A 12111-nucleotide genomic window follows, 5' to 3' on the forward strand; every position below is an offset into this window, starting at 1 on the left:
CGTAGCGTCACCGGCGCAGGTGCGCGGCCTATCCGTCGGGCCCGTACTGGTGGGGAAAGGGTGAGCCGCCCGCGTTTCGCGCGTTCCGCGGGCGGCTCCCGCACCCCACCCCGGAATGATCTTTCCTGGGTGCTGCCTACTCTGCCGCGCAGACCAGCGAGCAGGAGGCGCCCCGTGGCCTGGTACCACGCATTCACCCGACGCGGACCCCTGCCCACCCCCAGCCAGCCCCCCGCCGACGAACCCCCCTCCCTCACCGCCGCCGCCGCTGCCGTCGCCAGTCCGCGCACCGAGCTGATCCGCAGCACCGACGTCTGGCAGGACGAGGCGTGGACGTACTACGACAGCCTCGGTGAATTCCGGTACGCCGCCGACTGGGAATCCAACATGCTGTCCCGGGTCCGGTTCTACGCGGCCAAGCTGGAGCCCGGCGCCGACGAACCCGTCCGCGCCGACGCCGGCACCGCCGTCGACCTCATGACCCAATTCGCGGGCGGGGTGGCGGGGCAGGCGCAGATCATGGCCGGGCTCGGCACGCAGCTGTCGGTCCCGGGTGAGGGCTACCTCATCGTCGAGAACGTCAACGGCGTCGAGAAGTGGTCCGTCCGCTCCATCGACGAAGTCCGGGCCGCGCGCGGCAAGTACGAGGTCATCGACGAGAACTCCCCACGGACCGGCAACATCTGGAGGCCGCTCGCGGCCGACAGCATGGCGCCGATCCGGGTGTGGCGGCCGAACAAGCGCTACCACCACCTGGCCGACTCCCCGGCCCGGGCGGCGCGGACGACGATGCGGGAGCTGGAGCTCGTCAACCGGCACATCGTCGCCCAGTACCTGTCGCGGCTGGCGTCGGCCGGTGTGTGGCTCGTCCCGGATGAGATCACCTTCCCGGTGCGGGAGGAGTTCGCGGACGCCCCGGATCCGTTCATGGCGGAGTGGATCGAGATCGCGGCGGAGGCGATCCGCACTCCGGGCACGGCGTCGGCGGTCGTACCGATCCCGATCAAGGTGCCTGCCGAGTACGTCGACCGGATCAAGCATCTCGACTTCACCCTGAAGATCGACGACAAGATCATTGAGAAGCGGGACTCCGCGATCAAGCGTCTCGCGTCCCAGCTCAACGTCCCACCCGAGGTGCTGCTCGGCATGGGCGACCTCAACCACTGGAACGCCTGGGCCGTCGACGAGACCTCCCTGAAGGTGAACATCGCACCCGACGCCGAACTCATCGCCGCCGCCCTCACCACCAACTACCTCCAGCCCCGACTCAAGGCATCCCGCGTCGAGGACTGGGCGAAGTGGGTCGTCTGGTACGACATGTCGGAGCTGACGCTGCGCCCCGACCGCTCCGACAACGCGATCCAGCTGTACGACCGCATGGAGATCAACGGGGACGCGCTCCGCCGCGAGACCGGCTTCGAAGACGCCGACAAGCCCACCGACGACGAACTCAAAGAGCAGGCACTCAAGGTCATCATCAAGACCCTGCCGTCCGGCGCCGGATCCGCCCTGTCCACCCTCATCGGTGAACCCGTCGAGATCCAGCCCGTCGCCGCACAGGCACCCGGCCAAGCCCCACGCGGCCGGGCGCCCGAGCCCGAACCGGAGCCAGCCGAGCGCGGCGCACCCGCCACGTCGGCCGATGGGCCACCCGGGCAGGAGGCGCGGCAGGCCGCTGCGGCCGCCCGGCAGGAACGCATGGTGCAGCAGGCACAGGCCCTGCACGCGGTGCGGTTCGCGACCGGCCGGCCACCCGAACTACTGCACCCGGCGCTGTGCTCGCAGCACGCATGGTCGTGTCCGTTCACGCACGCCGCGCTGAAGCTGCACAGCCTGCCCAGGCCCGGGGCGTCCGGGGTGTACGAGGCCAGGTTGGACGCGTTCGGCCGGTTCACGATCGGCAAGCACTCCCCGCTGATGGACGTGAGCGGGTTCTTCTCGACGACTCGGAGCTCGCATGGCCACGCTCACAGCCGCCGCTGACGGCTCGCACCTGCAGGGCGCGATGATCGCGCTGATGCCGACGCCGGAGGATGCGGCGCGGCTGGCGGTCGACGGCGGGGAGGCCGAGGAGCAGCTGCACTGCACGCTCTACTACCTCGGCAAGGGAGCGGACTTCGACGACGAAGCCCGGGCGCTGATCGTGGACGCTGTGCGCCGCCTCGCCGAAGGGCTTCCTCAGGTGCACGCGAGGCTGTTCGGTGCGGCCCACTGGAACGGCGACTCGGACGAGCCTTCATGGGTGTGGTCCGTCGGGGACGACCGGGAGTACGGGCCCTCCCTGGAGGCCGCGCACGAGCTGGCCACCGAGGCACTCATGTCGAGCGGCGCGGACGTCTCGCTGCCCGACCAGCACACGCCATGGGTCGCGCATGTATGCGCGGCGTACTCGGACGAACTCGACGTCATCATCCCCATGGAAGAGCGCCTCGGCCCGGTCACCTTCGATCGGGTGAGGGTCGCGTTCGCCGGGGACTACACCGATGTTCCGCTGGCCGCCAGCCTCACCGCGGCCGGGCCGCTGCGCCGCCAGCCCACCGACCTGGAGACGCGCAGCCACGTCGACTTCGCCGCCATGGACAGGGCGTGGCACGAGGCCGTCGACGCGGCCGTCGCCTCATGGACCGACGTCCAGGAGGCGCAGCGCGCACAGATCACCGCCGCCGTACAGGCCGCCGCCGAAGCCGACGACCTCGACCGCCTCAACCAGCTCACCGTCGACACCAGCGACGGCGCCGCCCTCCTCATCGCCCGCATGATCTCCTACGCCCGCGAGGCAGGCGAAGCCCAGCAGCAAGAGGCCGAAGCCCAAGGCATCACCATCCCCGACTGGTCCCTCGACGACGAAGCCGTCACCGCCGCCGCGATCCGCGACCGGCTCCGCCAGATCGGCCGGACCGCAGCCCGCGTCCTCGGCACCGGGCTCGTACAGTCCGCTGTCCGCCAGGCCATGCGCGTGTGGGGCTCCGGCAGCGCCACCCAGGTCGCGACTGCTGTCGACGACCACCTCGCCTCCCTGTCCGGCGCAGCGGTTGAGGAGCAGATCGGCGCGGCCATGACCGCCGCACAGAACGAAGGCCGCATGGCCGTCCTCGCTGTCGCCCCGCCCGCCGAGTACACGGCCACGGAGATCCTCGACAAGAACTCCTGCCCAGCCTGCCGCGAGATCGACGGCACCCGGTTCACGAACCTGCCCGACGCGCGCGCCGCCTACCCGACGGGCGGCTACACCAAGTGCCTGGGCGGCGCCCGCTGCCGAGGCACCATCGTCACCGTCTGGCCGCAGGACAACGACCAAGCCACAGCCGGAACGATCATGGCTCTTGCTGCGGCCACAATCCCCCCGACCGATCACGAGCAGGGAGGCACCGTGTACCGCACTGTGCAGGACCACCCGGACTGCGGTGCCGACACGCCGTGGGCCGTCGTCGACGAAGACAACAAACTGCAAGGCTGCTTCGCCAGCCGCGAGGAAGCCGACACCGCCTGCGCCGAGATGACCGGCGACACCGACGACACCACCAGCGAGCCCGGTGACGACGGCGACGAAAGCATGGACTACAGCGGCGACACCGCCCCGTGGGAAGGACCCCTCGCCGTCGAGGGCATCGTCACCGGCGACGGCCGCGAGTTCGCCCCCGGCGCCCTCACCTGGGCCGACCTGCCCGTCCCACTCAGGTGGAACAAGGAAGACTCCCACGGCGGCGAAGCCCGCACCATCGCCGTCAACGTCGGCCGCATCGACAAGATCTGGCGCGACGGCAACCGCATCATGGGCGCCGGCGTCCTCGACCTGTCCGACGACGACGGCCGCCGCGTCCACGCGAAGATCGAAGGGAAGTTCCTGCGCGGCGTCAGCATCGACGCCGACAGCATCGGCGACGCCGACGTCGAGTACGTCTTCCCCGACGACGTCAACGCGGGCAGCAGCGACAGCGAGGAAGACGACCTGTTCGAGATGCTGTTCGCGCAGCCGGAGAAGGTCATCTTCCACGGCGGCCGCATCCGCGCAGCCACCCTCGTCGACATCCCCGCGTTCGCCGAGGCGTACATCGCCCTCCTCGACGAGGCCGGTGCGGTCGTGGCCGGCGGGCAGCCGGTGACCGAGGCAGAGCTGGCGACGCTGCGGGTGCAGGAGATGGGCGCGATCGGCACCCACGACACCGCGACGGCGGATGGGGAGTGGGACGGTCCGGCGAACGAGAAGCGCATCGACCAGCTGACGGTGGACAAGGCGCGCGCCGCCTACGCCTGGTACGACGGGGCTGCTGTCACTGACGGTGAGATGCCGAAGAGCGCGGCGAAGTTCTTGCACCACCAGATCAGCGAGGACGGCACGGCCGGGGCCGCGAACCTCACCGCCTGCTCTGCGGTCATCGCCGCCCTGCACGGGGCGCGCGGCGGCGCGAGCATTCCGGAGGCGGACCGGCGCGGCGTGTACGACCACGTCGCCGCGCACCTGCGCGACGCCGGGCGGGAGCCGGAGCCGTTCCGGGCCCTGCACGCGGTCACCGCGTCGGGGGAGGTGTGGCGGCCTCCGGCGGAGTGGTTCACGGATCCGAAGCTGTCCCTGCCGACGCCGATCACGGTGACGGACGACGGGCGGATCTACGGGCACGCCGCGCAGTGGGGGGCCTGCCACATCGGGCAGGACGAGGTGTGCGTGCAGCCGCCGCACGAGGACGACCACCCGTACTACCGCACCGGTGAGGTGGTGTGCGCGGACGGTTCCCGGGTGGCGGTCGGTCAGATCACGGTGGGTACGGGGCATGCGCCGCTGCACTACGGGGCGGTCCCGGCGGCGGAGCACTACGACAACACCGGCGCCGCGGTGGCGGATGTGGCGGTCGGCAACGACGAGAACGGCATCTGGGTCGCGGGGTGTGTGCGGCCGGGTGTGGATCCGCTGCGGGTGTACGAGTTGCAGGCGGCCGGTCAGGTGTCGGGTGACTGGCGGCGGATCGGCGGGCAGTTGCGGCTGGTGGGTCTGCTGGCGGTGAACGTGCCGGGGTTCCCTGTGCCGAAGATGCGGGCGCGGGTGGCGTCGGCTGCACCGGGGGAGGCCGACAAGACGGTGAAGGCGCTGGTGGCGGCTGGTCGTCCGACGGTGGCGTGGGGTCGGTCGCAGGCGGAGCAGGAGCGTGAGGCTGTGCGGCTCGTGATGCGGATGCTGTCGCGCCGCGTCCACCCCGGAGGGAGGTGAGCAAACGTGTGCAGTTGCAATAAGAAGCGGAAGCCGAAGCCGCCTCCGCCGCCCCCGGCAGGAGCCTGACCAGTTCATTTATGCGCACCGGTAAAGGGAATTGACCTTTACCGGTGTGTGTGCTATGCGCTAACCTCCACGATCAAAGGGCGCGAATGAGCCCGCAACCAACCCTTCGATCACGGAGGACATCGTGGCCGACGAGCTGTTCAGCGCCCCGTCCGACCTCACCCTCTCCAGCGACGCCGACCTCGCCGAACTGGAGACCCGCGCGGTCGCCGAGTTCGAGCGCGTCAGCGCCATCGACAACGTCGACCCCGACACCCTCACCTACGCGATGCGCCTCACCGACGACCTCGACCGCATCCGCGGCGAACTCCGCGTCCGCGAGGTCCGCGCCGAACAGCAGGCCCAGATCCAGCAGGCCCGCGTAGCCGACCAGCTCTCCCAGCTCCAGTCCCGCGTCCACGGCGCCCCCGCCACCGCGCAGACCACCGAGCAGCCCCCGGCCGTCGACGCCGGCGCGATCGCCGAGGCCACCGCGCAGGGCGTCACCGCCGCACTGTCGGCGTTCATGATGGACCGCCGCGGCGGCACCGTCCGCCCCGAGGAGATCGCCCGCCGCGCCACCGCGTCCCTCGCGGAGACCGCCCAGCACGCACCCAAGCCCAACGTGCCCACCCAGCGCCTCGCGATCACCGCGTCCGTGGACATCCCCGGCGTCGCCCACGGCGGCGACCTCACCAGCCTCGACGCCGTCATCGACGTCGTCGGCCGCAAGGCCAAGTCCATGGCCGTCACCCGCGGCAACCCCAACTACCAGACGGTCGCGTCGATCAGGAACGAGTTCTCCCACTCCATCGACGACCGCACCAAGCCGTCCGAGGTCGAGGAACTCTTCCGGTTCCTCACCAAGCGCGACGGCCTCTCCGCCGAAGCCCTCGTCGCGGCAGGCGGCTGGTGCGCCCCGTCCGAGACCCGCTACGACTTCTTCAACATCGCCGGATCCTCCGGCCTGATCGACCTGCCCACGTTCGGCGTCACCCGCGGCGGCGTCCAGTTCCCCGTCTCCCCGTCCCTCGCGGACGCCATCGACGGCGGCGCGTTCGCCCCGTTCGCCGAGACCTTCGACGGCACCTCGAATCCCTGGCTGTGGACCGAGGCCGACGACATCGCCGCCGCCACCGGCTCCCCGACCAAGCCGTGCATCCGGGTACCCTGCCCCGACTTCGACGAGGAGCGTCTGGAGGCATACGGCATCTGCCTCACCGCAGGCAACCTCGCCGACGCCGCCTACCCCGAGGCCACAGCGAACATGCTGAAGCTGCTGATGGCCGCCCACGACCACGCCATCAACGCCCGTCTCATCGCCCTGATGGTCGCCCGCTCCAGCAACGCCACCACCATCGGCGGCCAGACCGACGACTCCGCCGCCCCGCGCATCTTCAACGCGGCCGCGCTCGCCGCGACCGACTACCGGGCCCGCTACGGCATGGCCCTCGAAGACGTCCTGGAGATCGTGTTCCCCGCCTGGGTCCGCGAGGCCGTCCGCGCCGACATGGCCTGGAAGGCAGGCGTCGACCTGACCGAGGTGTCCAACGCGGACATCGACGCCAAGTTCACCGTCCGCAACGTCCGCCCGCAGTGGGTCGACGACTGGCAGGTCCGCGGCGCCTCGCAGTTCGGCAACAGCAGCAAGATGACCGCCTGGCCGACCACCGTCGACTTCCTGCTGTACGCGGCCGGCACGTTCCTCCACGGCAACGGCATGAGCCTCGACCTCGGTGTCGTCCGCGACAGCGTGCTGAACGAGACGAACGACCACACCGCCGCATGGTCCGAGGAGGCGCACCTCGTCGCCCGCGTCGGCCACGAGTCCCGCCGCTACACGGTGCCGTTCAACGTCAAGGGCGCCACCGGTGCGCTCCTCGGCGACGAGGCCCGGGTCTGACACCCCCTGATTCCGTGACGCGACCTGACGAAGGGTGGTGAGCGCCGATGGCACGCCAACTCATCGACTTGCCGACGGTGTTCACCCCCCTGCCGCACGGCCTGTGGGACACCGTCCAGACTCCCAGCCCGGACAGCGTCCACTGGCAGAACGGGGTCACCTGGATCGAGCGCTGCCCGACCGGTGACACCACCTACGACGAGTGCCTGTCCGTGACCGGGACCGGCAGTCCTCCGGCGCCACCTGCGAAAACCCCGAACGTCGAGCAGGAGTTCCGGGGGGCGACCCCGGTCACGGTGATCGCCGAGTTCCAGTGCGGGCCGGTCGGGCTCGGTGAGGCGCAGACGGTGGCGCAGGACGCCCTCGCCCGCGTCGAGCAGCACCAGCTGGAGACCGCGTTCTGGACCGGCCTCGCCGCCGACCAGAGCGTCGTCTTCCCGCACCTGGCCGCCGGCACTGAGGTCACCGACGGGGACGTGGTCCTGCAGACGACCGCATCCCCGGTCGTCACCGGCGCCGACGTGGCGACCGCGCTCGGCGCGCTGGAGCAGAACCTCGCCGACTGCTACAAGGGCCAGGGCCTCATCCACATCCCGCGCTCCGCGCTGCCGACGCTGGCCGCGTGGAAGCTGGCCCGCGTCGACGACGACGGCCGCCTCGTCACACCGGGCGGCAACCTCATCGTCGCCGGGGGCGGCTACCCGGGCACCGGCCCGGACGGCTCCACCCCGGCGGCCGGCACCACGTGGATGTACGCCACCGGCGCGGCGTTCGGCTACCGGTCGAACGTGTACTTCACCCAGGTCCGCGACAGCTTGAACCGGGCCACCAACACCCTCCGCATGCAGGCCGAGCGGACCTACCTGATCGGCTTCGAGTGCTGCCACCTGGCCGCACACACTGTCCTGGGCGTGCCCACCGAGTAGGAGATAGATCACCATGGCAACCGTCTCCACGTGCGCCACCCCGATCAAGGGCACGCACATGAGGGTCATCGAACTCGACACCTGCGGTGTCCCCATCACCGGCACGTCCGGTCTCGTCGTCGTCACCCGAGGCTTCGTGCAGGTCCAGATGGAACCGCAGTACGAGGACGGCACCGAGTTCTTCGAGCGGACCGCCTCGGGTCTCCCGTGCGTGAACCAGAAGGACGACCCCACGCTGAAGCGGATGAACCTCACCAGCCAGTTCTGTGAGATCAACACCAGCGCCGTCGCCCTCATGATCTCCGCCCGGGAACTCACCACCGGCAGCCCCACAACCGGCACCGGCTTCGCCGTCTCCGAAGGCAACCCCGACCGCCGCTACAGCCTGGAGGTGTGGCAGGAGGTCGCCGGCGCGGGCGCCTGCGACCCGTCCGGTGTGCAGCGGTTCATCTACAACGCGTGGCCCAACGTGGGCGCCACACAGCTCGGCTCGTACATGGTGGAGAACGGCCGCTCCACGCTGGAGACCACCAGCGAGTCCCGCGCCGCAACAGCGCAGTGGCTCGACATGGTCGGCGCGGACTACCTGCCCGCCGGTCTGGAACTGGACCTCGACGAGCACTGGCTGTGGAACGTGACGACGACCGAGCCACCGACGATCGCCTGCAACCCGACGACACTCGTCGCGTAGCACGCGCCACCGCGCGGGCCCGGTCGATGGTGAGCGGCCGGGCCCGTCCCGTTCGAGGAGAGGGGTCCGATGGCTCTGGCGCAGTACAGCGAGCTGTTCTGGTTCCCCTCCGGGGAGCTGGCCACTCAGGTTCCGGCGAGGGTGTTCGTCCACGACTCGAACACCCTCGCCACCCTGTGGGCGGACGCCGGCGGGACGGTGCCGCTCGCCAACCCGCTGTCCACGTCGGGTACGGGGCGCCTGGAGTTCTGGGCGGAGGAGGGCCTGTACTGGGTGCACATCGACAGTGAGGCGTTCGAGGTCGCGGTCGGCACGGGCGTGCAGCCTGTGACGCACGCTGATCTGGACGAGGCGATCGACGGCGAGGTCACCCGCGCCGACGCCACGTATGCCACCCTTACGGTCGTCAACACGCTGACCGGCACGGTGACCACCCTGTCCGGGCAGGTCAGCAACCTCGACGGGTTCGTGCAGAACGCACTCACCCGGGTCGCCGCGATTGAGCAGGGCACAGCTTTCCTCGCCGCCCTCAACGTCGCCGGGCCCGCGCAGGTCTCGGGCGGCAACTTGACGGTCACGGATTTCACGAAGGGCTACCGGTTCCGCGTCGACGGCTCAGCCCTCGACCTCGAAGCCACGGGCACCGACCTGATCGTCTCCAACTGGAGCGGTGACGGCTTCAACGGCACCCAGCGCTCCTACGCCCGCCTGTCCGCCGACGCACAGAACACGCAGTGGGCTGGGAAGTTCGAGTTCGTCGACGCCCTGTACGGCACCGTCCGGCACACCCTGGACGGCGCCAACAACACGGCCGGGTTCTTCGGCGCCGCCCCGGTCAGCCGCCCCGCGGTGGACGGGTCGTGGGCGGACGGCACCGCCGGGGAGTCCCTCGCCGCGGCCCTCGCCCTGCTGGGTCTGATCACCGACAACACCACGCCGTGAGAGGGGGTACGCGATGCCCGTCATCAACCCGATCCTGAGCACACCGTCCGGCAGCGGCGGCATGCGCGGCCCGTGCTCGGACTGGCCCGTGCAGTGGACGTGCGAGCTGTCGACGCTGAACCCGGCCGTCACCGGGATCGCCGTCACGACGGCCACCGAAACCCTGTACGCCCTGTCCGGGATGCGGTTCGGACTGTGCGAGGTGACGCTCCGCCCGTGCCGCGACGACTGCAACGACGGCCGGTTCTACGACGACTTCGGCCCCCCATGGACCGGGCAGGCCTGGCCGCAGCCCGCACTGATCGGCGGCCTCTGGTTCAACCTGACCTGCGGGTCCTGCACATCCGGCTGCGGCTGCGCGCAGGTGTCGGAGGTGCGGCTGCCGGCACCGGTGTACGACATCACCGAGGTCGTCATCGACGGGGCGGCGCTGTCCCCGTCGGCGTACCGCCTGGACAACCATCGCCTGCTCGTCCGCACGGACGGCGGCATGTGGCCGCGCAGCAACAACCTCGCCGTGGACTCGGGGTCGGGCGCCTGGTCGGTGACCGCCCGCTACGGCGAACCCTTGCCCGAAGGCACCGCGCTCGCGATGGGCCAGCTCGCCTGCGAGATCGCGAAGGCCGCGGACGGCGGGGACTGCAAGCTCCCGGCCGGCCTTCAGCAGCTGGTGCGGCAGGGCGTCACCATCAGCTACCCCGATGTGGGCGAGCTGTTCCGGCAGGGCCGCACCGGCCTGTACCTGGTGGACATGTTCGTCGCGACGTGGAACCCGGCCGGGCTCCGGCAGCGCTCCCGCGTGTACCGGGTGGACGCGCCGACGGTACGAAAGCCCGGCACATGATCAGCGGGGCGGACAAGTGGTACACCGTCGCCGAGACGCTGCGGCAGGCGGTGCACGCCGAACTCACCACCACGCCGCAGAGGTCCGGTGTCGTGCCCGGCGCGATCGCCTGGGACGAATGCGACTGCGGACTCCTCGCCGTGTCCGTCGCCCAGATCTACCCCACCGAGACGTTCCCCGACCCGCTGACCCGCCGCGTCGGCAACGCCTGCGACGCCCCGTGGGAAGCCGCCGAGATCGTCGTGCAGGTGGTGCGCTGCGCCCCCAACCCCGACGACCCGATGACCGCACCCACCACCACGGAACTCGATACGTCCGCCCGCGAGGTGCTCCGCGACGCGCAGGAGATGATGCGCGCCCTGTCGGTGACCCTGTGCCAGATGAACGCCGACCGGGACATCGCCGACTTCATCCTGCGCCCCCTGATCGCGCAGGGCCCGGCCGGCGGCTGCGTCGGCAACGAGGTCCGGGCGATCGTCTCCCTGCCGAGGGGGTGAGCCGTGTTCTCGGTGTCGACGAGCTTCGACCTTCACCGCGGCCGGATCGAGCGGATGCTGCGCCTGCCCGGCGGCATGGTGTGGAACAACATGGAGCGCCGCGTCCGCAGGGTGGAGGCGGAGGCGATCCGCCGGGCGCCGGGCGGGATGAAGGCGCGGATCCGGGCGCAGATCCGGCGCGGCCCGACGGGTGACTTCCAGGGCATCATCAAGGTCGACCACCCGGCCGCGATCTACGTACTGAACGGGACCCGCCCGCACCGGATCGTGCCCCGCACGAAGAAGGCCCTGCGATTCACGGTGGGCGGGCAGGTCGTGTTCGCGACCGTCGTCAATCATCCAGGGAACAAACCCAATAATTTTCTCAAAGAGGCACTTAGGGCTGCACTTTAGTCTTGCGCTCCCTGTGCGCGCGTAGCTGTGTCTTTCGGCATGCGCGACTAGTTGGAGCAAAGCCATGTGACTGCACTTCCGGAAGTGCAGTTCCGGAAGCGCCCTTACCCCGGAATGATCATGCGCGGGGTGAACCTACCGTCACCCGCATGACCGAGCTGCTCACAACCCCGACCGGCGTGACCACCACCACGCCCCCCGTCATGGCCGCCGCGCCCCCGCCCCCGGCCGGCCCGAAGGACTTCACGCGGAAGCGGAAGCGCCTCACCTTCACCATCGACGACGACACCTTCGAAGCCGCGCCGGTCCTGCCCGCCGACGTGTTCGCCCAGTTCGTCACCCTGTACAACGACCGCGGCCAGGTCGACACCATGGTCGAGCAGCTCGGCATGCTCAAGCAGGCCCTCGAACTCGCGCTGCTCCCCGAATCGTGGCAACGCTTCTCCGCCCGCCTCACCGACAAGACCAACCCGATCGACGACGACCAGCTGTCCGACGTCATCATGTGGCTGCTGGAGGAGTACGGGCTGCGCCCTACACAGCCGTCTCCGTCCTCATCGGATGGGTCTGCCAGCCCGGAATCTGGCACGCCCTCGACGGAGAGTACGCAGCCCGAGGCGTCGACTTCGCCGACCTCCCAGCCGACCGCTTCCTGAACGCGATC

Annotated in this window: 10 protein-coding genes; all 10 read left to right on the forward strand. The window is 70.3% G+C overall.

Features of this window, described 5'->3' with window-relative positions:
* The first annotated feature begins 174 nt into the window (after positions 1 to 174).
* The 10 genes from F8R89_RS30985 to F8R89_RS31030 all read left to right on the forward strand — a co-directional run bounded on the left by F8R89_RS30985 (position 175) and on the right by F8R89_RS31030 (position 12103).
* Positions 175 to 1983, forward strand: coding sequence for a hypothetical protein (locus F8R89_RS30985; protein ID WP_151787057.1), 1809 nt, complete (start codon positions 175 to 177; stop codon positions 1981 to 1983).
* Complete coding sequence (locus tag F8R89_RS30990) at positions 1958 to 5203, forward strand: hypothetical protein (protein WP_151787058.1); 3246 nt, start codon at positions 1958 to 1960, stop codon at positions 5201 to 5203. Before F8R89_RS30985 ends, F8R89_RS30990 begins: the two co-directional genes overlap by 26 nt.
* Positions 5204 to 5396: 193 nt before the next feature.
* Positions 5397 to 7154 carry a major capsid protein gene (locus F8R89_RS30995; RefSeq protein WP_192806283.1) on the forward strand — a complete coding sequence of 586 codons (1758 nt, stop codon included), beginning with the start codon at positions 5397 to 5399 and terminating at the stop codon, positions 7152 to 7154.
* A 47-nt stretch (positions 7155 to 7201) separates the two neighbouring features.
* Positions 7202 to 8080, forward strand: coding sequence for a hypothetical protein (locus F8R89_RS31000; RefSeq protein WP_151787060.1), 879 nt, complete (start codon positions 7202 to 7204; stop codon positions 8078 to 8080).
* Positions 8081 to 8093: 13 nt separating this feature from the next.
* Positions 8094 to 8771, forward strand: a complete 678-nt coding sequence (locus tag F8R89_RS31005) for a hypothetical protein (protein ID WP_151787061.1) — start codon at positions 8094 to 8096, stop codon at positions 8769 to 8771.
* Positions 8772 to 8840: 69 nt separating this feature from the next.
* Entirely contained in the window at positions 8841 to 9713 is an 873-nt protein-coding gene (locus F8R89_RS31010) for a hypothetical protein (protein WP_151787062.1), read from the forward strand.
* A gap of 13 nt (positions 9714 to 9726) precedes the next feature.
* Positions 9727 to 10557 carry a hypothetical protein gene (locus tag F8R89_RS31015; RefSeq protein ID WP_151787063.1) on the forward strand — a complete coding sequence of 277 codons (831 nt, stop codon included), beginning with the start codon at positions 9727 to 9729 and terminating at the stop codon, positions 10555 to 10557.
* Positions 10554 to 11054 (forward strand): hypothetical protein, encoded by a 501-nt coding sequence (locus tag F8R89_RS31020; RefSeq protein WP_151787064.1) that lies wholly within the window; start codon positions 10554 to 10556, stop codon positions 11052 to 11054. Before F8R89_RS31015 ends, F8R89_RS31020 begins: the two co-directional genes overlap by 4 nt.
* A gap of 3 nt (positions 11055 to 11057) precedes the next feature.
* Positions 11058 to 11447, forward strand: a complete 390-nt coding sequence (locus F8R89_RS31025; protein WP_225994547.1) for a hypothetical protein — start codon at positions 11058 to 11060, stop codon at positions 11445 to 11447.
* Between the two features lie 149 nt (positions 11448 to 11596).
* On the forward strand, positions 11597 to 12103 hold the full coding sequence (locus tag F8R89_RS31030; protein WP_151787065.1) for a hypothetical protein: 507 nt from the start codon (positions 11597 to 11599) through the stop codon (positions 12101 to 12103).
* Positions 12104 to 12111 lie beyond the last annotated feature (8 nt).

It is taken from the genome of Streptomyces sp. SS1-1, assembly GCF_008973465.1.
Classification (GTDB): domain Bacteria; phylum Actinomycetota; class Actinomycetes; order Streptomycetales; family Streptomycetaceae; genus Streptomyces.